Origin of the sequence: Wolbachia endosymbiont (group A) of Sturmia bella (assembly GCF_964030905.1) — a bacterium.
Classification (GTDB): Bacteria; Pseudomonadota; Alphaproteobacteria; order Rickettsiales; family Anaplasmataceae; genus Wolbachia; species Wolbachia pipientis.
Window position 1 is genome coordinate 786170 of record NZ_OZ034988.1, and the last position, 24198, is coordinate 810367.

At 35.3% G+C, this 24198-nt stretch carries 22 protein-coding genes and 1 riboswitch; of the genes, 6 read left to right on the forward strand and 16 right to left on the reverse strand.

The features are described 5' to 3' along the window. Window positions 1-72: 72 nt before the first annotated feature. From ACQH3L_RS03600 to pgsA, 9 genes are all read right to left on the reverse strand, one after another. Window positions 73-1467, reverse strand: coding sequence for a malonyl-CoA decarboxylase (locus ACQH3L_RS03600; protein WP_038198837.1), 1395 nt, complete (start codon window positions 1465-1467; stop codon window positions 73-75). A gap of 1098 nt (window positions 1468-2565) precedes the next feature. Beyond that, entirely contained in the window at window positions 2566-3258 is a 693-nt protein-coding gene (locus ACQH3L_RS03605; protein ID WP_425384614.1) for a thiamine diphosphokinase, read from the reverse strand. Continuing rightward, window positions 3239-3514, reverse strand: a complete 276-nt coding sequence (locus tag ACQH3L_RS03610) for a SemiSWEET family sugar transporter (protein ID WP_006280002.1) — start codon at window positions 3512-3514, stop codon at window positions 3239-3241. The genes ACQH3L_RS03605 and ACQH3L_RS03610 overlap by 20 nt, the downstream gene beginning before the upstream one ends. Continuing rightward, window positions 3503-3605, reverse strand: a riboswitch (TPP riboswitch). (Overlaps the previous gene by 12 nt.) 76 nt (window positions 3606-3681) lie before the next feature. Continuing rightward, a complete protein-coding gene (locus ACQH3L_RS03615; RefSeq protein ID WP_010962624.1) occupies window positions 3682-4527 on the reverse strand; it encodes an SPFH domain-containing protein in 846 nt (281 codons plus the stop codon). Window positions 4528-4534: 7 nt separating this feature from the next. After that, window positions 4535-5473, reverse strand: coding sequence for a M23 family metallopeptidase (locus ACQH3L_RS03620; protein ID WP_038198862.1), 939 nt, complete (start codon window positions 5471-5473; stop codon window positions 4535-4537). A 3-nt stretch (window positions 5474-5476) separates the two neighbouring features. Beyond that, the gene (locus ACQH3L_RS03625; RefSeq protein WP_425384615.1) at window positions 5477-6217 is read right to left on the reverse strand and encodes a YebC/PmpR family DNA-binding transcriptional regulator; all 741 of its coding nucleotides are present in this window, start codon (window positions 6215-6217) and stop codon (window positions 5477-5479) included. Between the two features lie 59 nt (window positions 6218-6276). Then, on the reverse strand, window positions 6277-6984 hold the full coding sequence (locus tag ACQH3L_RS03630; RefSeq protein WP_010962627.1) for an outer membrane protein assembly factor BamD: 708 nt from the start codon (window positions 6982-6984) through the stop codon (window positions 6277-6279). Between the two features lie 60 nt (window positions 6985-7044). Next, entirely contained in the window at window positions 7045-7986 is a 942-nt protein-coding gene (locus tag ACQH3L_RS03635) for a hypothetical protein (RefSeq protein WP_010962628.1), read from the reverse strand. A gap of 120 nt (window positions 7987-8106) precedes the next feature. Continuing rightward, window positions 8107-8640, reverse strand: coding sequence for a CDP-diacylglycerol--glycerol-3-phosphate 3-phosphatidyltransferase (gene pgsA, locus ACQH3L_RS03640; protein WP_425384616.1), 534 nt, complete (start codon window positions 8638-8640; stop codon window positions 8107-8109). A gap of 134 nt (window positions 8641-8774) precedes the next feature. On the opposite strand from pgsA, the gene ACQH3L_RS03645 reads away from it, so the two are divergent. Then, window positions 8775-10097: a malic enzyme-like NAD(P)-binding protein gene (locus ACQH3L_RS03645; RefSeq protein ID WP_425385011.1), complete on the forward strand. Its 1323-nt coding sequence runs from the start codon at window positions 8775-8777 to the stop codon at window positions 10095-10097. Window positions 10098-10111: 14 nt separating this feature from the next. Here the strand turns inward: ACQH3L_RS03645 and ACQH3L_RS03650 are convergent, their stop codons facing one another. After that, window positions 10112-11038, reverse strand: coding sequence for a P44/Msp2 family outer membrane protein (locus ACQH3L_RS03650; RefSeq protein ID WP_425384617.1), 927 nt, complete (start codon window positions 11036-11038; stop codon window positions 10112-10114). Window positions 11039-11149: 111 nt separating this feature from the next. Here ACQH3L_RS03650 and ACQH3L_RS03655 point away from each other — a divergent pair, with 111 nt between their 5' ends. Together ACQH3L_RS03655 and grxD are read left to right on the forward strand one after the other, a co-directional pair. Further along, the gene (locus ACQH3L_RS03655; protein WP_006280012.1) at window positions 11150-11368 is read left to right on the forward strand and encodes a BolA/IbaG family iron-sulfur metabolism protein; all 219 of its coding nucleotides are present in this window, start codon (window positions 11150-11152) and stop codon (window positions 11366-11368) included. Between the two features lie 15 nt (window positions 11369-11383). After that, entirely contained in the window at window positions 11384-11707 is a 324-nt protein-coding gene (gene grxD, locus ACQH3L_RS03660; RefSeq protein ID WP_006280013.1) for a Grx4 family monothiol glutaredoxin, read from the forward strand. Between the two features lie 194 nt (window positions 11708-11901). Here grxD and fumC read toward each other — a convergent pair whose 3' ends face one another. The 4 genes from fumC to murC form a co-directional block, all read right to left on the reverse strand. Further along, entirely contained in the window at window positions 11902-13296 is a 1395-nt protein-coding gene (gene fumC / locus ACQH3L_RS03665; protein ID WP_010962632.1) for a class II fumarate hydratase, read from the reverse strand. A 383-nt stretch (window positions 13297-13679) separates the two neighbouring features. Further along, the gene (gene cgtA, locus ACQH3L_RS03670) at window positions 13680-14702 is read right to left on the reverse strand and encodes an Obg family GTPase CgtA (RefSeq protein ID WP_006280016.1); all 1023 of its coding nucleotides are present in this window, start codon (window positions 14700-14702) and stop codon (window positions 13680-13682) included. After that, window positions 14690-15964: a phosphopyruvate hydratase gene (gene eno / locus ACQH3L_RS03675; protein ID WP_425384618.1), complete on the reverse strand. Its 1275-nt coding sequence runs from the start codon at window positions 15962-15964 to the stop codon at window positions 14690-14692. Before eno ends, cgtA begins: the two co-directional genes overlap by 13 nt. A 4-nt stretch (window positions 15965-15968) precedes the next feature. Then, window positions 15969-17465 carry a UDP-N-acetylmuramate--L-alanine ligase gene (murC, locus tag ACQH3L_RS03680; RefSeq protein ID WP_425384619.1) on the reverse strand — a complete coding sequence of 499 codons (1497 nt, stop codon included), beginning with the start codon at window positions 17463-17465 and terminating at the stop codon, window positions 15969-15971. Window positions 17466-17491: 26 nt separating this feature from the next. On the opposite strand from murC, the gene ACQH3L_RS03685 reads away from it, so the two are divergent. From ACQH3L_RS03685 to ACQH3L_RS03695, 3 genes are all read left to right on the forward strand, one after another. After that, window positions 17492-18166: a septal ring lytic transglycosylase RlpA family protein gene (locus ACQH3L_RS03685; protein WP_010082236.1), complete on the forward strand. Its 675-nt coding sequence runs from the start codon at window positions 17492-17494 to the stop codon at window positions 18164-18166. Window positions 18167-18932: 766 nt separating this feature from the next. Continuing rightward, complete coding sequence (locus ACQH3L_RS03690) at window positions 18933-20297, forward strand: ankyrin repeat domain-containing protein (RefSeq protein ID WP_425384620.1); 1365 nt, start codon at window positions 18933-18935, stop codon at window positions 20295-20297. Window positions 20298-20431: 134 nt separating this feature from the next. After that, window positions 20432-21919: a type II secretion system protein GspD gene (locus ACQH3L_RS03695; RefSeq protein ID WP_015588942.1), complete on the forward strand. Its 1488-nt coding sequence runs from the start codon at window positions 20432-20434 to the stop codon at window positions 21917-21919. A gap of 7 nt (window positions 21920-21926) precedes the next feature. Here the strand turns inward: ACQH3L_RS03695 and ACQH3L_RS03700 are convergent, their stop codons facing one another. After that, window positions 21927-22838, reverse strand: a complete 912-nt coding sequence (locus tag ACQH3L_RS03700; protein WP_070357048.1) for an outer membrane protein — start codon at window positions 22836-22838, stop codon at window positions 21927-21929. A gap of 66 nt (window positions 22839-22904) precedes the next feature. Continuing rightward, window positions 22905-24131, reverse strand: a complete 1227-nt coding sequence (gene mtaB, locus ACQH3L_RS03705) for a tRNA (N(6)-L-threonylcarbamoyladenosine(37)-C(2))-methylthiotransferase MtaB (RefSeq protein WP_425384621.1) — start codon at window positions 24129-24131, stop codon at window positions 22905-22907. Between the last annotated feature and the right edge of the window lie 67 nt (window positions 24132-24198).

The window sequence follows — 24198 nt, forward strand, 5'->3', positions numbered from 1 at the left end:
TGGCTATTTTACTTAAGTAGAACCATTTTACATTTTAAGTGTTGTGAGGGCAATCCTTTATTAAGAGACTATTCACTCCTTCAACATAGACGACACTTTTTTCGAGCAGGAAATCACTTTATTAACCATATAGTTTTCATGATTATTATCTATTTTAGGCAACTCATACAGATAATTTACCATCATTCCAGCCGACTGACTAATACCTTTTTCAGAAGTATCCGCCATCCAGTTTAATTGTTTTATCGATGCACCATTGCTTAAATGAAAATGCGCCACCGGATCATAAGCATTCCCATTACTATTATTCACTTTTAGTAAATAATATGCACATAGTTTAAGCATGCATTGTTTAGTTTCATTTATACATTCAACGTTAATTTTTAATTGCTCTGCACTTTCTAAAATTTCTGCACTAGATTGTTTTATATTTAGTTTGCCCAATAAAGTGACATCTTGGTTTAGATTGTTTTTTAGCCATTTCGTAAAGCCAGGTATTGGAGAAAGAGTTGCATATGTTTTTATACTTTTAAACTCCTGTGATAGCTTTTCTACAACCCTTTTGATCAAAAAATTACCAAGGCTGATTCCAGATAACCCTGCTTGAGTGTTTGATATTGAATAGAATATAGCAGTGCTTGCATTACTCGGATCATTTGAAGGTACTGACTCATCTAAAAGGTGTTGAATACTATCTGCAATCTTATCCACCAATGCAACCTCTACAAAAATTAGAGGTTCGTTTGGTATCTTGTAATGAAAAAAAGCAAAACAGAGACCCAGCCTGTTTTTTAAGTCATCCCAAGAGGAAATTTTATGCACAGCTTCATATTTTATAAGTTTTTCTAGCAATGATGCAGGTGAATCCCAGGTGATTTGACGAAGATCAAGTAGATCAACATCAACCCAAGTATAGAGTATATTTTTTAATTCGCTTTCTAGTGGATTCAAGCTTCTATATTGGTTCTTTAGCTTAAGCACGTCAGAACGCATATCAACAATAAACTTAAGGCCTTCTGGTAAAGAAATAAATTGCTTCAATATTTTAGAACGCGGTGATTCAAGAATTTTTATTAAATCCTGTTCAAATTTATAGTTTAACTCGGGATCTTGGTTTTTCTTATACTCTCTAATTTTCTCATCTATTTCCGCTTTATTCGGATTAAATTTTTCTGCCAGGGTTTGTAGAAATTTTATTTTACCTTTCTCTGATAAGCTTAAGTACAAGTTACCAAGAGATACAGCGTTTTTACGTGCTGAAACCTCCCCTCCCTTTGGATTTAAGCACTCGTTCATCTTCAAGACTAAACTATCGATATCGCGACTGTTGCTTAAATCAGGACTGATGTTACCAATCCACGATCTTACAGCATCTGCCACTCCACCTAGTATTTTAAAAAAGCTTCTTACCGCCTTTTTGTCTTCAACTTTCACTATATCAGTTTTTACCAATGATTCTTTTGTCATAGATTCCCTTTATTATACATAGCTAATGCAAGTCAGGGTCATACCGCTGCGGTATCTCTAGATCCCGCTAACAAGTAGCGGGATGACGAATTTGTCGTTTGTCAAATCGTCGGTAAACCCAAGTTATTTTAGCTACATATAGCTTAAGTTAAAGGAAAATTTTAGCTACATAGCAGGCACTATTACTAGATTATTAATAATTCAGTAATACAATAGACTTCTTGCACTACCTCCCAAGCCACAACTGTCATTCAGTAGAAACGAAAAAACTTGCTTGACAAACTCCGCCAGCTCCCCTATCATGAAACTGAAGCTATTGTATTTGCTTTCGCCAATCTGCAGATTAAAAGGTAAGGATTACTTAATGTATCGGCGTCTTATGTTCAATTTTTTGCAGTATATAGATGCTGTATGTCTTTACAAAACTTCATCTACATCTAGATTTTTATCTAAATAAGCTGAACGCGCTTATAAAGCGTTACAAGACATCAAAAAATGCCAATACTCGACAGAGATAGTAAAAGACTAGCTAACTCGGGGATTCTTTGTCTTTTTTTCTGCTTAGTAAATTTCTTAAACATTTGCAGCGTAAGTTAGTCGCAATTAAAAGCGGCTGAATCTCGCTTGTCAAGCGTTTAAAACATAAAAAACGCCAATATTTTAAAGCGGATAATAACCACGGGGCTTCTTTTGCCTTTTTTTTCATTTGGTAAATTTCTTAATGTTTATGGCTAAACGACAACCGTCATCCCGCTGCTTGTTAGCGGGATCTCTTGTTAGCGCCGCGGCAGAATGACGGTTCGTAGCGGTATGACGGTTAAGCAATTTGTCATCCCACTACGTGTTAGCAGCTAAGAGATACCGCGAATGAATCGCGGTATGACGGTCTGCGGCGGTATGACGGTTCGTGGCGGTATGACGGTTAAGCAATTCGTCATCCCGCTGCTTGTTAGCGGCTAAGAGATACCGCGGCGGTATGACGTAGGACTGCTGTCATTCAAGTAGCTGAAACTGGAATGACACGTCATAAAGGAACCAGTGTCAGCTACTTGGATGATACCTTTTTTCTACTTAGTTTGGGTTATGCAAGAAGTCTATTTACTTCTTAACTTGACGCACATGATGTCTTGCAGCATCATCTACTGTCTCTAAATAAATCATTGCTAGACATATACCACTGTGTACTTCTACGGATACCTTATTGCCTAAACTTCGATTAAAGCAAGAATTTTTTCCCGGAAAAGCAAGATTACTAAGGTGCAGTTCCCATTTTAATCCTTTAGTTGATATTTGAGCTCTCGGTATACCAAGTAAAGATATTTTAGTATTTTTTGGCAAAGAAAAAAAATGGGTAATACCTTTTTGTAAAGTGTAACCTAACATGGGAGGTGAAGGTGTGTAAAAGATACTGCCCGTACTTAGAAAAATGTTAATATTCTGTAGTATGTGATCAATTGCTCCTCCAGTAATACCCGTTACTATTGATGGCAATAACTTTACTGTTTTTAAGTGAGCCATTGCTTTAGAAAAGTCGCAATAATCTTGATCAGGTAGATATATCGTATTCAAATTAGCACGTAAATCCAGATTTACGCTATCCAAATCTCCTACTACAAGATCAGGTTTTACGCCAATTGATAGAAGCTTGTTTGCTCCTCCATCTACAGCAATAATAGGTATATCTCGTTTAAAAAACGATGAGCTCGGTATTTTTCCATTTAGCACTACAATAGAACGATATTGTTGTTGTGTACTGCAGTGCAGCACATGATCATGGTGCAGGTTTTGCATCGTAGTAACATTTTTGAATAATTGATATTATGCTAATCACTAATCCAGCAATATTGCTAAGCACCACAAAAATTGAGCTCTGGTAAAGACCATAGCCAATCCAAGACAATGAACAAATAAGATAGTTTACTAACATTAACATCGATACATCACGAGTAACTTTAGTGATATATGCTTTATATACTTGAGGTGATAATCCAATTAGAGATGCAATTAACGCAATGAAGCCGAAGCATTCTTCAATATTTATATACATACATTTTCCTACGCTTGCTTTAACAATATCAGGTTCAAAGGGTTGTACTTTATGTACTCTCAGCTTTTCTAGAGCACCCCTAATGCGTGTAATTTATAACATCATTTAGTCTATTAATCAAGAAATTAATAGTGACTTGCATTTATGAAACCCAATCGGCTTCTATGCTAATTATTATCTAAACTAATCGTCGGTTGTGCATCTTGCTCAGAGATTAGGGCAACCAACAAATTATTTATCAATTGAACCTTTTGCTTGCCATCTAATTGTAAGCTTTTGTTTTTTTCAAAATGAGCTATTACTTCCTCGACAATTCCTATTGCATTTTGCACTATATGCCTTCTTGCCGAAGTGATAGCATGTGCTTGTTGACGCCTTAACATTGCTTGTGCAATCTCGGACGAATACGCCAAATGCGATATTCTTGCTTCTGTAATCTCAATTCCTGCAATATCTAATCTTTGTTGTAACATTGACCGCAATTCATCTGAAATTTTATCAGAATTTTTACGTAAAGATTCCTCATTGCTCTCGCTGTCATACGGATAATTGCTCGCCAATTCTCTAATTACCGAGTCACTTTGTACAAAAACAAATTCGTGATAGTTGTTAACATTATAATACGCCTTTGCAGGACTGCTCACTCTCCAAACAATTACTGCAGAAATCTCTATTGGACTTCCATTTGCATCATTAACTTTTATTTTTTCTGTGTTAATATTCTGAAATTTTAGGGAAACTATATATTTGCTTGAAAAGGGAAGCGTTACACATATTCCAGACTTAAAATAAGTTCCAATATAATGACCAAAAAATTCTATCACTCTTGCTTCATTAGGGTCATTAATAAAAAATCCTTGAAGAAAAGTCAAAATTGAAACGGCAGCAACTCCAAGTGCAATTGTGCTGTCATATGCCAAAAAAAGCAGCGATAAAATTAATCCTAGCGCTATTAGTACAGGAAAAGCCCGAATTTGACTCAAATTTCTATCGTTTATCGTATTCTTATCCATATTGTCTTTAAACTTCTTTTTCACTTGAACTCTCTCTGTTGATCGTTTTATTTATCTTATTTACAAATAGTTTAAACTCTCTTAATTCATGATCAGGCAATTTTACTTCAGTTTTATGTGCTATCGTAAGCGGATCGATGTGTTTGCCGTTATATATAACTTCGTAATGTAAATGAGGGCCTGTTGCAACACCAGTGCTACCAACATAGGCGATGACCTGCCCCTGCTTTACTTTAGAGCCTAACTTTATATCGCCACTAAATCTACTTATATGCGCGTAACAGGTTGAATATTCATTTTTGTGTTTTATTTTGATGTAATTTCCATAGCCACCATTCTTTCCTATATATTCTATCACACCCTCTGCAGCAGCGTATATGGGAGTGCCAAGTTTAGCTGCATAATCCACTCCTTTGTGAAAAGCAATTTTACCGCGAACAGGATGCTTTCTATTGCCAAATTTTGAGGATATGCGATAATCTCCATTTAAAGGATTTGCAAAAATTTCGCCATTTTTTAAGCTTATTCCTTCTTTATTAAAATACCTTTCTTTGCCGTCTTGCGATTTATAATGATATAAACTAATAGCTTTCTTGTTTATTATCAGTGAAGCATATAAAATTTTTTCTTCAGTCTTCTGATTATTAGGCAATCTCTCAAAAAGAACCTCCAATTTACTCTTCGGCACAATGTCTTTTTTAAAATCAACACCGAAATCTTTATATATGTTGATCAATTTCACCACTGTATTTGGCGCCAACCCTTCCGTGGCAAAAAAGGAAGATTTTATGGTACTGGATATGAATAACAACTTTCTATCACTTTCTGTCGTCAAAGTAGCTTTTTTTTTTCTGATTCCATGCTGGAATGGCTGTGCAAGATCTGTTGATGTTTCAGCGGTATATAACGGTAAGATAAAGAGCAGCATAAATACAATCAGCTTCATCATTTAAACAGCATCAACAAAAGTAAAATTACCTTCCACATACTGTACATCATCATTATCTTCTAATTCTTCAACCAATGCAGATAATTTATCAATCAACTCTTTATCGCTAATTTCAATCAGATCTTTTGGCTGCCATGAAAGACGAGCAAGTTCTGGTTCTCCGAATTTTGCATAAAAGGCATCGCGTACTTTACCAAAATCTTTTATTTCACAAGTTATAACGTGTAATCCTTCTTTGTCATTTTCCTCAACATTCAATACTTCTAATTCGATTCCATGACTGAATAAATCATCAAAATCCACACCCTCTGCTTTATAGACGATTAAGCCTACATGATCGAAAAGGTAACTAACACTTCCTGTTTCTCCCAAGTTTCCACCCTTGCGAGAAAATATATAACGTACCTCAGAAGCAGTTCGGTTGCGATTATTAGTCAAAACATGGACAATGAGTGCAGTGCCAGAAGGCCCATGACCTTCATATTGGATTTCCTCGTAATTTTCTCCAGCAACGTTACCAGTTGCATTTTTTATTGCTGTTTCTATTTTATCTTTTGGTAGATTTTCCTTGCGTGCAGCAAATATAGCAGAGCGAAGGCGCGGGTTGAGTTCGGGATCGGGCAGCCCTTGCTTTGCAGCAACTGTTATTTCTCTGATCAGCTTCGTAAATTTTTGAGAGCGCTTTGCATCCTGAGCGCCTTTCCGATGTTTTATATTTGAAAATTGTGAATGACCAGCCATATTCAAATAGTTAAAAACCTAATTATATATCAAAGCATAGAAAAAGCTAAAGCAAATTTTCAAGCCTCTGGCTTGGCATCTTGCAGGTTTTCTGCTAATAACATACTTTCATACTGCTCAGCTTCTAAGTCAAGGCCAAGAGCTGAATGGGCTGCTATTAAATGGTTAATAGACTTAGAAAAATATTTAGAATCCTTATAGCTTGCCATATTTTGGAAACGCTTAATTGCTGCTAAATATTCACCACGCCTCAGGTAAAATTTACCGATAGAATACTCTTTTGTTGATATATGTTCTGTGATTAATTTTGCTCTTTCCTTTATCTCGTCTACATATTCGCTGCCTGGAAAGAGATTAATGTACTCAGTGGCTAGCTCTAAAGTTTTATATGCAGTTTGCTGTCCAAGTTGCACTTTATTAATTTGCATGTAATAAGATAATACTCTTAAGTAGTATACATATGGTAAATCTTCACCATTTGAATAAACATATATATAATCAGCCATATCACTTGCAGCACTGCTATAGTTACCCATATTATAGTGAGAGACCCCAGATAATAATTTTGCTTTCATTGCCCAATAAGAAAAAGGATACAAATCCTCTATCTTATGAAATGCCCTAATAGCTTGTTTATATTTTTTCTGGTCAAAAAGTTCAACTGCTTCTTCATATAGTTCAGTTTCAGTTTTTTCAAGATCATCCGCATACGATTGTGTAAAGGAGCAAATTAGGAAAATAAAGCACGTGATTAAAGTCTTATACATAAGATTTTTTTCGATCAAAATAAAGTATAGACCTAAATATTACTTAAATAAATAAATTTCTTAGGCAATAGCCGGTCCTTCTTCTTTATAACTACGGTCAGAACTACCTGCATTTCTTGATTCACCTCGTCCTTCCACTTTTGGATCTTTCAGCGTCTTACTGTAGGAATGTATAGTTAAGACCTGTACAGCCATAAAAATTGCAATACCTACCAAGCCTAAAGTAGGTCCAACAGCAGGATTTAAGGACGATGCTAATGCTATTAACATTATCCTTCTTATTAAAAATACAGAAGAACCAGCAAGCGCCAATCCGGCTACAGATATATTGCTAGTTTTCTTGCTAGATTTCTCATCAAGATCAGACTTTTCTGTTTCCTTTTTCTTATTTTTTTCATGCTTATCAATATAAGAAACAAGAGTTGCAAGAAAAGCAATTGCATTGGCAAGAAATAAAATTGCATCCTCTGCTGCTTCAAGTGAAGATGTTTCACCCATTATCATACCTACAATAACCAGTGCAGTTGTTATAGCCTCAATATAGATCAAACACTGACCTATATCAGAAATATTGTGCTCTTTTTCCTTTACTTCCTCTCCATTTTCAATAATCTCCAACTCTCGTTCTTTTTGTGCTATCTTCCTATTATTGTAAATTAAATATAGCGTACAAATAAGAGATAAGACTGTAAAAGGTAATATAGTGTGGCTTAGCGCGCCACTTATCACGCCAAGTAATACCTGATCGCTATATGTTTTTTCCAGTTCAATCGCCATCAGCAATGTAAATGGGACCATTGTTGCCAATGATGCACATTTTCTATATAGCTCTCTTTTTTTTAGTGCTAATAGTTCTTGTTCTAGCCTTTCTCTTTTGACTTCTTTATCAACTGTTGGCCAAAAATCCCAAAAAAACTCTTCTAATGGTTCAAAATCTCTTTTTTTCTTATTCTTTCCTGGAACCTTTTTAGTAGAAGAAAATTTGCCACTAGGTATTTTCATAATATTAACCTAATTAGTAGTAAGTTAATACAATTATACACCTTTTTGCTTTCTGAGTCAATATCACTAAGATATTAACTACTCTTGTCTATTAACTATTTCCTAGGAGATTTAATCAATCTATTTGATGCCGGCTAGGATATAATTATAGCCTGACCACATAGTTATAATAGCTGCAACCCATAAACAAATCGCACCTATATATTGAATCATATAATAATCGTTCATTATTAGCGCTACTACAGCAACCATCTGCAAAAATGTTTTAATTTTTCCAGCTTTGCTTACAGGTAGACTAACATTTGTAGCTATCAGAAACTCCCGTAAACCCGAGACTAATATCTCCCGACAGATGATGATAATCGATGGTACTATTGTAAAATCATTTATCTTATGCTTATAAACTAGCATAATTATCGTTGAAACCACTATTAATTTGTCAGCAATTGGATCAAATAGCTTGCCAAACTTTGATTGGACTTTCCACGCACGCGCCAGGTAACCATCAAAAAAATCCGTAATGCACGCAAACACAAAGATTGATATTGTTATCAGGCCTGCATATTTATTTTCTATATAAAAACTTAATATTATTGCTGGTATTGCAAGTGCACGAGAAATTGTAAGCAAATTAGGCACGTTTTTTTTAAGCATGTAATATCATCTTACGTAATAGGTAAACTTATACAGAAGTACAACAGAGTTCACAAGTTAATAGTTTACAATTGAACATTTATAAAAACTCCATATACTTAAAAAATACAAGCTTAAAATATAAGGATGTAATGATGAACGATGATTTAGATAGTACCACAAAACAAGAAGCGCTTAAGTATCACAGCAGAGGTGGTAAACCTGGTAAAATTTCAATCATGCCAACAAAACCTTTATCTACCCAGTATGATTTGTCACTTGCTTATTCCCCTGGTGTTGCAGCTCCGTGCCTTGAAATAGCTAAAAATCCTGAGGTTGTTTATGATTATACAGCAAAAAGCAACTGTGTTGCTGTCATTTCAAATGGCACTGCAGTGCTTGGACTTGGTAATATCGGTCCTCTTGCTGCAAAACCTGTCATGGAAGGCAAAGCTGTTTTATTTAAGCGTTTTGCTGATATTGATGCAGTTGATATAGAAGTTGGTACAGAAAATATAGAAGATTTCATCAATGCAGTAAGGTATCTTGGGCCAAGTTGGGGGGGGATAAATTTAGAAGATATAAGATCTCCCGATTGTTTTATAATAGAGAAACGCCTGAATGAACTGATGGATATTCCAGTGTTCCATGATGACCAGCATGGAACTGCGGTGGTTGTTGCAGCTGGCATAGAAAATGCTCTTGATATTGTTGAAAAGAAATTAGAGGACGTTAAGATCATTATGAATGGTGCTGGAGCAGCCGGTATTGCATGTTTAGAAATACTAAAGTCCATGGGCGCTAAAAATATAGTGCTGTGTGATAAGCAAGGAGTAATATACAAAGGTAGAAACGAGGATATGAATGAGTGGAAGGAAAAGTATGCAATTGATACTTCCGAACGTTCTCTACTTGATACAATAAAAGGCGCTGATGTATTCATCGGACTATCTGCAAAAGATGTGTTAAATGAAGAGATGTTAAAGAGTATGGGCAAAGACCCGATTATTTTTGCTCTTGCCAATCCCGATCCAGAAGTAAGGCCTGAGTTTGCAAAATCTGTGAGGCCAGATGCAATAATTGCAACTGGTAGGTCAGATTACAACAACCAAGTCAACAACGTAATGGGTTTTCCTTATATATTTAGAGGGGCACTTGATGTACATGCAACAACAATAAATGATGAAATGAAAATTGCAGCTGCAGATGCAATAGCAAAGCTTGCCCGTGAGCCAGTACCAGGTGAGATATCTGCAGTCTATGGCGGTCGTAAAATGGGCTATGGACGTGAATATATAATACCTACTCCATTTGACCCAAGATTAATTTCTATAGTAGCTCCTGCTGTTGCAAAAGCCGCAGTTGATTCAGGTGTTGCAAGAAAGGCAATACAAGATTGGAGTAAATATGAAAATCAATTAAAATCTCGTCTTTCTAATGTTCTCAGCACGCTGAATTTACTATCTTCACATATGTAATTTATTGGATAAAGTTAAAAGTGATAAACCAACCCAAACTCTAAGCCATATATGCCAAACCTATTGGTAATGGTTGCAGTTGTTGATTCAACACATGCAGTTTCATCAACTTTACTTCCTCCACCGGCAGGAATATATCCTTCACCAGCTAGTATCTTTATTCCTGGTACAATATCTTTAAATTGGTTATCAAGGATACCAAAATAGCGTAAACCAGCAAATGCTTGAGTTTGTGCTGTAAGTTGGTGATTGATACCAAGTTTTGCTTGGTAAGCCAAGGCATATCTGGTTTTTCCTAGAAATTTAACCCTAGTTACACCTGCACCAATACCAACATATGGGGTGAATGGCATTTTTGCTATATTAAAATCACGATACACATTGACCATTCCAGCTAAGTTATTAAAACCTTCATTTTTCATCTTAAATGCAGCTCTGAACTCTGCTTCAACACTACAATTTTCTTGAATGTGAATATCAACCTTTCCACTTCTCCAAGGTGAATTGCATTCCGCTCCAGTAGACGCATCATTGTGACGACGAAGTTCAATATATCTTGCTTTTTTCTTATCTGAATAATCTTCATCATATAAGTTAGTCTGAGAATATAAGCCTTCAAACTCAACTCTCATATTTTTGAATAAATACCCTATTGCAGCACTACCGGCAAACCCTGGAACATATTTAGGACTGTATCCAGCTTCAATTCGCTCCTTCTTATTAAAACTAAAAACCCCCTCTGTTATATTGTCACCTGCATCTTCTTTTCCTTCTAGAGAACCTATTGCATTGAAGAATGCTCCAAAATAGTTAGCTTTGATGTAAACATTCTCTAAGTTATTTATTTTATCATCGTAAGATAAGCACCTAAATGAAAAAGTTAGCAAAACCAATAGATATGTGAATTTAAATCTTTCGCCCACCACAAAGCCTCCCTGCATAATTTGTCATTCCATTATTATAGTATGCTTCTATTTTTTATGATAGCAACTTTTTATTGCGCTCAATCGTTTTAGATTTATAATGAAAGTATTGTAATTTAAAGTAAATCAATGACTATTGCAATTCACGAATTAGAGAGGATCATCAAACAATCGTTCCCCGACGCTGATATAAAGATTCATGATCTTGCTGGAGATGATGACCATTATCATTTAAAAATAAACTCCAAGTGTTTTCTTGGAAAGACAAAAATAGAACAGCATAAAATGGTATATAAAGCTCTGGAAGGTCAGTCTATACACGCCTTGCAACTGGAAACTAATACTTAAAAATAAGGTGAATTTATGAGCAATTTTGAACAAATAAAAAAAGATATAACAGAAAATGATGTGGTATTGTATATGAAAGGCACTTCTGATTTTCCTCAATGCGGATTCTCTGGACTCGTCGTGTCAATCCTAAAAAAATTGAACGTGAAGTTTAAGTATATTAACGTGTTGGAGAATGATGAAATACGTGAATCTATAAAAAAGTTTTCTGATTGGCCAACAATTCCACAATTATATATAAAGGAAGAGTTTATTGGTGGTTGCGACATCACTCGCGAGATGTACGAAAAAGGCGAACTGCAAAGTTTATTGAAGGAAAAAAAAATTATTGCGGAATAAGTACCAAGAAACCAGTGCCCAGACGCTGGATAACGTAGTATAGCTATGAAAAAGGATCTTATGTCTTAAACCGTATCCGTTCAGGGGAGCGGCAAAATAAGGTAGGCAAAGCAAGATAATAATGTTGATGTTAACACTATTGTCAAGTTTACTGGCCTTTCTATTAGTGAGATTGAAGAATTAAGTGTGAGCGGTTACAAATAATTTACCATTTCTTCTGGTTTCACTATCCTTTCAAACTCTTCCTCAGTGAGCAGTTGAAGTTTTGCTGCTGCTTCTTTTAGAGTGATATTTTCTTTATAAGCAAGCTTCGCTATTTTTGCTGCATTGTCGTACCCTATATGCGTATTTAATATAGTGACCAACATCAACGACTGATTCAGTAAATCTTTTATCCTCTCTTCATTTGCTTTAATACCAACTACACATTTTTCTGTAAAATTTAAACTTGCGTCAGCTAAAAGTCTTATAGACTGCAAAACATTGTAAATTATCACTGGCTTAAACACATTCAATTCAAAATGACCGTTTGAACCACTAATGGTTACAGCAACATGATTTCCCATAACTTGAGTGCATACCATAGTCACCGCTTCACACTGAGTTGGATTCACCTTACCTGGCATAATTGAAGAACCAGGCTCATTTTCCGGTAACATTATTTCCCCAATTCCGCATCTTGGACCAGAACCAAGCAACCTTATATCATTTGCAATTTTCATTAAACTGACTGCTACTGTATTGAGTGTTCCACTGAGCTCAACTAAAGCATCATTTGCTGCTAGCGCTTCAAATTTATTGCCTGCTGAAGTAAATGGAAGGTTAGTAATTCCTGCAACTTGCTTTGCAAAATCTTCAGCAAAACCCTTTTTAGTATTGAGTCCCGTGCCAACCGCAGTGCCACCTTGTGCAAGCTCGTATATACCACTTAAAGTTGATTTTACTCTCTCTATCCCCTTTTTAATCTGGGCTGCATAGCCAGAAAACTCCTGTCCTAGTGTTAGGGGCGTTGCATCTTGCAGATGAGTACGTCCTACTTTTATTATATCTTTAAATTCCTGAACCTTATTATCCAGCACCTTATGCAATTTTTCAAGATTTGGAATAAGCAAGCAGTTTATTTGCTCTGCTGCTGCTATATGCATTGCTGTTGGAAAGGTGTCATTTGACGACTGACCATAATTCACATGATCATTTGGATGTATTGGAGATTTACTACCCAAATTACCACCTAAAATCTCTATTGCACGATTGCTGATCACTTCATTCATATTCATATTAGTCTGCGTTCCGGATCCGGTTTGCCAAACAACAAGCGGAAATTCATTATTAAATTTGCCATCTATTACTTCCCTCGCGGCTGTGCAAATTGCGTCCCCTACCCTATCATCTATAACACCATGTTTCATATTAACACGCGCTGCTGCAAGTTTTACTATTGCTAATGCTTTAATCAGAGGCTCTGGCATTTTTTCTGTGCCAATCTTAAAATTTTCTAAAGAACGCTGAGTCTGTGCTCCCCAGTAATGTTCACTTGGTACTTTTACTTCCCCTAAGCTGTCTGATTCTATTCTCGTCTTTCTATCCATATTTTCCTCCTGGTGTTATGCAAACTGGTTCACTACATAATTTTTTCATGCCTACTTCTTTGTTAATTAAATCATACTAGATCCAAGTAGTCAAGTGTACGAACATTGCAATTTTCAGTTAACTTGCATGGTAGATGCAAGTAGCTGACACTGATTCACTTTATGATGGTGTCATTCCAGTCTGGAATCCAGCCTTTTCATAATCATCAAAACGTTGTATTTTAACATAAAACGGCTACTTTTATGCTTACCAACTTAATAAAATTCCTGGATCCCAGACTGGAATGACACCCTTCTGGTGGACTCAAATCACGATGTTTGCACAGCTGTACGCTTAGTTCTGGTTGCACGCTACCATTCTTGTACATCCATAAATAGAAAATTTACGCTTTAAAAGGATCATATACATCGATTTCCTTAGAATTACTCTTTTTCAACTTTTCACTTAATAATCTTAAAATAGGCTGTAAATCACCATTAATTGATAAGCACAGCACTTCTTTATTGAGATAATTAGCTAGGTGATTCTTCTTTTCCAGAATTTCTGCTTCCCTCAATAAGTCGCATTTGTTTAATACTACAATCTCTTCTTTTTCAACAAGATCACTATTGTAAAGTTCCAATTCATTATGGATACAACTATAAGCCGAAACAACGTCATCGTGAGTTACATCGATTAAATGAAGTAAAATTTGACACCTTTCTATGTGCTTTAAAAATTTATGCCCGAGCCCAACTCCAAGGTGAGCATCAGTAATTATTCCAGGAATATCTGCTATTACAACTTCGCTATCATCCACTTTTACCATGCCTAAATGAGGTCTTACGGTGGTAAATGGATAATCGCCTACTTTTGTATCGGAATTTGAGCAGCGAGTCAAAAATTTTGATTTACCTGCGTTTGGCATGCCAATAATTCCAACATCTGATAAAACTTTTAGTTTTAATAATACATGTTTTTCTTCGCCAGGCTGACCGTAAGTAAAATGTCTTGGTGCCTTATTAGTAGAAGATTTAAAATTAGTATTTCCAAGTCCACCTTTTCCACCCTGTGCTACTTGAAATTCCATACCAGGCTTGTCAAGGTCTACTATTATCTCTTCACTTTCTTCATCAATTATTTGTGCACCGACTGGAACTTTAAGTATAACGTCTTTCCCTGCTGTGCCAGATCTATCCCTGCCTGCACCATTTTTTCCACTATCTGCTTTAATGTGTCTTCTATAACGAAAATGAAGCAAAGTGTTGAGATTAGCGTCGCTGATGAAAACTATGTTTCCACCCTTTCCTCCATTACCACCATTTGGACCACCAAATTCAACGAACTTTTCTCGACGAAAACTTGCACAGCCATCACCACCGTCACCAGCTTTTAAACACAATTTTACTTCGTCTATAAAACCCATGCTAACCCACGATAATATTTAGCATCCTTTCCTAATGCGCTTTCTATTCTGATTAGCTCGTTATACTTCGCGAGTCTATCAGAACGCGATAGCGACCCGGTTTTTATTTGCCCGCAATTTGACGCAACTGCTATATGAGATATTGTTGTGTCTTCTGTTTCACCTGAGCGATGAGAAACAACAGCTTTATAGCCATTTGATTTTGCCATTTCAATAGCAGCAAAAGTTTCTGTTAACGTCCCTATTTGATTTGGCTTGATCAGTACAGCATTTGCCATTTTTTCCTCTATTCCTTTGCATATCAGTTCACAATTTGTAACAAACAAATCATCCCCAACCAATTGAATTTTACTCCCCAATTTTGCAGTAAGTAATTTCCAACCTTCATAGTCGTCTTCACTCATTGCATCTTCTATAGAAATTATTGGATATCTTTCCACAAGATTACAATAATATTCAGTCAACTCTTCTGAAGTAAGATCTCTGTGTTCAAATTTGTAAATTCCATCTTCATAAAAAGTAGATGAAGCAACATCAAGGCCTAGTGCAAAATCACTTTGCGCTGAATAACCTGCTGATTCTATAGCGTATATGATCAAATCAAGTGCTTCTTCAGTACTTTCAATATTTGGTGCAAAACCACCTTCATCCCCTACATTTGTGCTATAACCTTTTTTCTTAAGAATGCTACGTAAGTTGTGGAATACCTCCGCAGATATTCTAATCGCTTCGCTGAAAGTCTCAGCACCGACCGGAAGAATCATGAATTCTTGGAAATCGAGCTTATTGTCTGCATGTACTCCACCATTAATTATGTTAATGAGTGGAACCGGCATAACACTCGTCTGCTTTCCTCCCAAATATCTATATAGCGGCATTTTGAAACTGTTTGCTGCTGCTTTTGCAACTGCAAGAGACACACCCAAAGTTGCATTTGCTCCAAGTTTTGATTTGTTTTTTGTTCCATCCAGTTCAATTAATGCTTTATCAATTGCATTTTGGTCCGCTGCATTCATTCCAATGATTTCATCTGCTATTATCCCATTTACAGCTTGAACAGCTTTCAGCACTCCCTTACCACAATACCTTTTCTCATCTTGGTCCCTGAGTTCCAAGGCTTCTAATTTACCGGTTGAAGCTCCAGAAGGTACAGATGCCCTGCCCATTGCACCATCACAGAGCTCAATTTCTACCTCAATAGTGGGGTAACCCCTGCTATCTAAAATTTCTCTTGCAAATACGTTATTGATTATCTTATTCATTACATTAAACCTTAACTTCCGCAATAAGTGCTGCAGTTTCCTTTGCCAATTTAGCTATATTACTACCAGCACCAATAAATAATACTATATCACTTGGACTTGTCGAATCACTAATAAAATGTGAAATGAGCAAAGCATCATTCATAATTTTTGTGTTATTAAATCCATTACTGATTAAAGCTTTTTGTATATCATCAATCCCACAACCAGGAATAGGCTTGTCTTCTGGGGGATGAACAGGAGTGAGGATGACATAATCAAACATCATGAAAATGCGTATGAATTCATCAAAAAAATTACGAATGCGGGCAAAACGAAGTGGTTCGATAATTCCTATTACTTTTCCTTTAGTAATCGAACGTGCAGCCGTTAAAGTTGCATATATTTCATTTGGATGATGGGCATAATCCTCAATTAACTTAACACCTTTAATATCGGCAATCAAAGAGAATCTTCTTGCTACTCCTTGAAATTCCAAAAGGCCTTTTTTAATATCTGCATCGCTAATTCCGAGCTTTATCGCAACTGATATTGCAGCTAGGGCGTTGCTTACTTTGTGAATTCCAATTGCATTTGATAGTACTATGTTTTTTAAAGGGCTGGATCCCAGTGTCACGCACTGGGATGACATCTCTGTACACTTTCCTTTTGTCATTCCAGCACGTAATGCTGGAATCCAGTTGTTCAACACATCAAATTCTATGCTGTTAGCATGCTGTTTAATGTTGCTGGCTCTTATGCTACCATTCTCAAACCCAAACGTTATAGAATTACCCGCATCATAATCGATGTCTACAGAATCAGGTAAAACTGCAGAACCTGCATTATTCACGAATTGGGAAAATGCATTTTTGATATTATCAAATGTGCCGTAATAATCTATGTGGTCATTGTTGATACTTGTTATGACAGCAATCTTTGCAGGGATTTTTAGCATAGTTCCATCAGACTCATCAGCCTCGATCAGAAAAGTGTCACTCCCTCCAAGTTTGAAGTTGCTCTTATAGGAATTTAATATCCCTCCTACAGTTACAGTCGCATCAATGCCAGAATGATCAAAAATGGAAGCAATCATAGCGGTTGTTGTTGTCTTTCCGCTTGAACCTGAAACCGCTATCACATATTTACCTTTCATAATTTCAGCAAGTATGTCTGATCTATGCAAAACGGTTTTATTGTTATTTTTTGCCGCAATTAACTCCGCATTATCAGATTCTATTGCAGAAGAATGTACAACTATTTGAGCTTGGCTTATATTATTAGCATTGTGACCAATAAAAACCTCTATACCTAGCTTTTGTAACTTATTTATATTGTCGTTTGATTGTGCATCACTGCCTTGAACTTTGCAATTGGAATTGTGAAGAATTTCAGCAATGGCACTCATTCCGATTCCACCTATACCAATAATATGTATTATTCCTTTTTGAGTTTTGTTAATATTTAGCAGTAGATGTTTACTCATTACTAAATTTATTATAGTATAATTTAAAATCCTCATAGTATCGAACCCTCTTACCGAATACAATGATAAAAAACCTAACCTTTCTATGTCTAATATTTGTTTTGATAAGTAGCTGCAGTTTTAGCAACAGGTTTAACTGCACTGCAGGTCATTATAAAATTGGCAGCAGCTACACAATAAATGGTATAACTTATTATCCAAAAAACTGTAAACACTATGAAGAGATAGGGATAGCATCGTGGTATGGAATAGAAGATCATGGCACACTTACAGCAAATGGTGAAGCGTTTAACCGTCACTTGATCTCTGCAGCGCATAAGACTTTGCCCTTACCCTGCTTTGTTCTTGTCACTAATTTAGAAAACGGAAGAAAGCTTGTTACAAGGGTTAACGATAGAGGGCCTTTTATTGAAGGCAGAATAATAGACTTATCAGAAAAAGCAGCTCAAGTCTTAGGATTTCATAAATCTGGGCTTGCAAAAGTAAAAGTTCAATACCTAAGAAAGATGTCAGAACAATTGATACAAAATACTCCTCATTACAGAAAGCAATATGAAAAAGAAATGCAGAAACGTCATCCGAAACAAGACAGTGCAGAAAGTAAGGGATATGTTGCATTTTTTAAAAGTGCTCAGGCTGCTAAATCAGCTGCATCAAAGCTTCGCAATCAAGGAATAAAAAATGTTAGATTGCTTTTTAAGAACGATCAATATTGCGTGAAAGTGAGTTATAGGTAGTGGTGAGTGCAGAATTTGAAAGATTTGGTTAATGTAAGGAACGCTGGCTAACTATTGTAAGTTAAAAATGTGATATAAAAAAGATATCAACAATTTATAGCTATACCACCGCGATATCTCTTAGCCGCTAACACGTAGCGGAATGACGAGCTTATCGTCACGCCACCGCTAACCGTCATACCGCGATTTATTCGCGGTATCTCAGCCGCTAACAAGTAGCGAAATGACAGCAATCCTACGTCATACCGTCACGGTATCTCTAGATCCCGCTAACAAGTAGCGGGATACTTGACCTTTACAGGAATGACAGTTGTCGTTTAGCTATAAATGTTAAGAAATTTACCAAATAAAAAAAAAGGCAAAGAAACCCTAGGGTAGCTAGTATTCAAATTCTCCCTTGTCTATTTGACGTCTTTTACTGTCTTAAACACTTTATAAGCGCGTTTCGGCTTGTATAGGTAGAAACCTAAAAGTTTTATAAAGACATGAGGTGCACATAGTGCAAAAAATTAAGCATGATTTACGCCAAATACATTAAGTTTTTTGTCATTAATCCACTGCAGAGATTGCGAAGATAAATAAATAGCTTCAGTTTCATGATAAGAGGGCTGGCGGAGTTTGTCAAGTAAGTTTTTCGTTTCATCCAATGCGCTGCCAAAAGTTTGTTATGCAAGAATGCACTAGCCATTTCTCACAGATTCATTTAAACTTAATCAAGTAGGAGTATTATTAACGCGAAAAGAGTTTAATTAGAGATTTAAGTGATATGGCGCGTGAGGAAGATATAAACCAATTAGTAGAAAATGGATTTGATATTAACTCAAAAGATGCAAGTGGAATCACTCTCTTGCATAAGTTCACAAAAGAAGGCGATTTAGTTGGAGTAAAGTCATTACTAGAGCACGAAGCTGATTTCAATGTCGTAGACAACGAAAATAGAAACCCTCTGCATTACGCCATTATGCATGGACACAAGAAAGTTGCTAAACTTTTTGTTAACCAACTGACAATTAATTCCAAGGATAAAAATGGATTCACTCCACTGCACCTTGCTGCACTACAAGATGACACGGAATTAATAGATTTTTTGATAACAAAAGGCGCAAAAATTAATGAAAAAGATGCCAAAGAGGGCTATACTCCTCTTCATATAGCTTCACTATACGGTTCTAAAAAAAGCGTCCAAATTTTAATTGATAGCGGAGCAAATCTCGAATGTGAAGATAACAATTTTCGTACTCCTTTGTTTTTAACCATTTATCAATGCACCGCACATTATGACAGCAGAGCAGAAATTATAGAATATCTGATAAAGAAAGGTGCAAATATAGAAGCCAAAGATGCAGAAAATAACACTACGCTTTTCCTAGCAGCGTATAACAACAAAATGCAAATAGTAAAACTTATTGCAAAAAAACAGCAAGCAAGTAACGATAAAATTAAACTTAAAGAGTTTTTTTGCACAAAAAACAACCATGGTTTTGATGCGTTAGATTGCGCTATTGAGCATAATAATAGAAAAATGGTAACATTTCTTGTTTCAAAGGGAATAGAAGCAAACGATCAAGATTTTAATGGTAACGCTAGGCTGCATAAAGCTAGCCATAATGGTAACACTAAAACAGTTAAGCTCTTATTGAAGCTTAAGGTAAACGTTAATGCTGTTACTAAATGTAACAGAACTCCCTTGCTACTCGCAGTTAAAAAAGGCCATACACAAATTGTGAAAATGTTATTGGAAGTTAGAGCCAATATGAACATTTGTGAGCAACAAGGTTTTGCACCTCTACATCTTGCTGTTCAAAAGGATTATTTTGATATAGCTCAGTTGTTAACAGAAAAAGGTGCAGACCTTAACATTAAGTGCAATAACGGTCATACCGCAATAGATATGTTCATTAGCAAGGCTAATAGCAAAAAAAACATCGAAGAAAATTACAAAAAATTTTGTAGATTTTTGATGCTTTATCTGAAAGAGCTACATAGTAAACACAAAGCCTGTTGTATACTTTCAACCCTAGCTCTAAGCTTAACAATTATAGGCTTACCATTTATTTTCAAGCCTATTATTAAATACAGAGAAAGAAGTACAATATATAAAAAAATTAGGGCTATGCTGGTCTACATTTAAGTACAAGAAGAGTATACAAAAAATACATAGCCAAAGCTAATACACGACAATTATCTGCTCGATGAAAATGAGATTAAATACATTTTTAATATTTTTATAGAAATCTATTAGTATAGATTTTGTATGCTGTTCTAATGGCTATTTTTAAATGCTTAATACTCCTCTTCATTATTTCTTGCACACATCTACCTACCAAGCAATATCCTATTAACATAGACAATTATAAGCACGATTATCCGTTGCAACAATATAACACCTCTTTGGAGATTAATGAACCGGCAATACCAGAAATTATGCCTTTACCAATAGAGTTTCCCGATCTCACAATCAGTAATCAGCTTATTTCTATTAATGTTAGTGAAGAAGTATCAGTAAAGGATTTGCTGATTGAGATAGGAAAACTTTCTGACGTTAACTTGGATATGGACCCAAAAATATCAGGTAATATTATTTTAAAGCTAAAAGATAAGGATATAAACGAAGTAATTCAGAGTATAGCAAATAGCGCCAAACTGCGTTACTCAACAAGTAATGGTGTAATTAGAATTGAGCAGGACTTGCCATACGCACAAAATTATTACGTAGACTTCATCAATATTCAACATTCTGCTCAAAGCAGTTTCGTCATTAATAACAATATTACTAACAGTGATGGAAGTAACGTTGATAGGGACTATAACAATGTTATGAAGTCTCAATACAGTAGTGACTTATGGAATTCATTAGAAAAAGGCTTGAATGCAATAATGGATGTTAACGGGGTGGATGATGGCGAATTCCTTTCATCCAACAGAGAAGCTGGTGTTATTATTTTGAATGCTAGAAAAGATATCCACAAAGCTGTTGAAGAATATATTAATAAGGTTAAGAAGTTAGCGTCTTCTCAAGTAATGATAGAGGCAAAAATAGTTGAAGTTGTGCTAGATGACAAATACCTTTCTGGTATGAACTTAAATGACTTACAAGATGGAACTAAGTCTATAATAAATCAAGATAACTCCATTATTAACCTAGCAATGAACTTTGGTGCAAATGATCTAGGAGATTTAGTAAAAAATTTAGACAAATTTGGCACTTCAACTGTAATTTCAAGCCCCAGAGTACATGCTATAAATAATCAGCAAGCGATGATTTCATTTACTAAAAACCATATTTATTTTACCTCCGATATACAAAAAGATACTAGAAACTCTAATCAGACCTTAATTACCAAGATGAATAGCGTCCCAATAGGTGTTGTGCTAATAATCCACCCAAGCATTAACATTGATACTAGTGAAATATTCATGGATATACATCCAACTTTATCAAGAATTAACGGCTACACTAAAGATCCAGATATAGAGTACGTCGCACAGCAGAGTAAAATGAAATTAAATAGCGACATTCCAATTGTTGAAATCAGAGAAATGAACTCTATGTTAAAAATTAAGAGCGGTGAAATTATGGTAATCGGCGGGCTTATAGAACATAGAGAAGATAAGCAAAGCTTATTGCATCAGAAATCAAAAAGGCTAGCGAATAATATTAGAACAGTAGAAACTGTCATTTTTTTAAAAGCAACAATCGTACCAACATTTGGTTTGTTAGATAGAAAAGATAAGAATTTATATATATATTAAATTATCACTAAAAATTAAATATCAAACCAACTTCAATATTGTGAGTAGATATGTCATCTGCAACAGGTATCGGAACGCTAAAGTAACGATAGCCGAGAAAGGTTTTGATTTCTGGGATTATTGAATAATCAACACCAAGTTTTATTTGATAAGCAAACCAAGGAACATTCAGTGGCATTGAATTTTGGGGTGACCCATTAATCCTTTTTAATCTAAAAACTGTTGGTCCTATACCAAGACCGATGTACGGAGCAAATTGTGTATCCTGAACGCTGGGATTATAATAGAAGTTTAACAAAAACGCAAATATACTTGCTGATTTATCAAATACCGGAGGAGAATTACTATCTTCAATATTGGCTATAGAATACGCGGCTTCAAAATCAATTTTACCATTTTCTCCAGCATAGTAACCTAAAGACATGCTGCTAAACCACTGGAAATCAATTTTACCATCAAATTGCTGTATACTTTTAATTTCATCTGCCACTATATTTTTTATTATAAAACCATAATGACTTTCAACTAAAGTTAGGACTCTTTTTCCTATTTCTTGTATACCCTTTACAAATATTTCTGAATTATCATGGTATACCTTACCACCGTTAGCGCTAACATAAAAATCAAGTTTTTTTGATTTTTCTTTTGTAGGCTCAGCTTGATCTGCAATACGTGACCACATATTTTTCTGATCAGCTACTTGGAAAACAGAAGGTGGACTACTTTCAAGTTCTTGATATTTTATTGGTATTTCTTTTGCAGTAACCTCCTCAGAACGTATCACACTTTTATTATTGTCTGTTTCTAATTTTAAGGGTTGTACTTGCTCAATGTGTGTATCATTACTAATATAAGTAATAAAAAAATAGACACATGAAATGAAAATCAAAAATAAAGTAATAGATATTCTAGTTATCATAAATGAATTCACAATTATCATTTACAGTATAATTACTATATCGTATATTTCTTCAATGTACAAAAATTAAGAAAAAATATTTCCAATTAGATAATTATTTTCCACTCCTTTAACATTAACTTTCACAATACTCTTGGCTTGAGCTTTTGATTCAAGCTTTATTAATGCAAAATTTTCTGCTCTACCGACATTATTTTGCTCAACCAGAACACTTTGCTTAGTGTTGATCAAGGATTGACAAAAACTGCTCATAATTTCTTTATTTACTTCTCTTAAATTTTTTACTCGTTCTTTACGCACATTCTCTGGTACTTGTGGCATTCGTGCAGCAGGTGTATTTTTCCGCTCTGAATATGGAAAAGCATGTAGGTAAACTATATTTGTTTTTTTCAGTAAATCAACTGTATCCTGAAACATTTCATCAGTTTCTGTTGGAAATCCAGCAATAATATCAGCGCCAAATGCTATATTAGGCCTCAAGCTCTTCATTTTATGACAAAATTCTATCACTTGTTCTCTGTTGTGACGACGCTTCATTCTCTTTAGTATTAAATTATTACCAGATTGTAGACTCAAATGTAAATGAGGCATAAGTCTTGACTCATTAGCTATTAAATCCATTAATTCGTCGTCAACTTCAGCAACATCGATAGAGGAAAGTCTTAGCCTCTTCAACTCTGGTATATCCTTTAAAACTCTCCTAATCATTGAACCAAGTGATGGCTTACCCAACAAATCTGTACCAAAGTCAGTAATATCAACCCCTGTAAACACTACTTCTTGATATCCATTTTCTACAAAGATCCTGATTTGCTCTATAATACTGTTTATTGGCACAGATCGATTATTCCCTCTTGCCTCAGTAATTGAACAAAATGTGCAGCTATGATTACAACCATTTTGAATTTCAATAAATGCCCTTGACTTATCTTCAAATCCATTAATTAGAACAGGTTCTACTTGGTTATCACTGACCAAGATTTTATCGTCATTTAGTAAGTAATTTTCAGCTTTTAGCTTATCTTGATTACCGAGCACTTTACTTACACCAGGAATGCTACTGTAAACTTCTGGATCCAACTGAACAGCACAACCAACTACGATAATTTCTTTATTTGGATCATTTTTGTAAATCTTACGTATCTTTTGCTTTACCTGACGTTCTGCTTCGTTTGTCACTGCACAGCTATGCACCACAACAACATTTTCTCTCTTTGCTTTTTTTAATGCTTTTTTGATTAACTCGCTCTCGTAAAAATTTAGACGACAACCAAATGTTATCACTTCATTCATGTTAGTATTTTTTGCTTTAATAGACCTAAATTATATCAAATATCCAAGCAAAGTCTCTTGCATGACT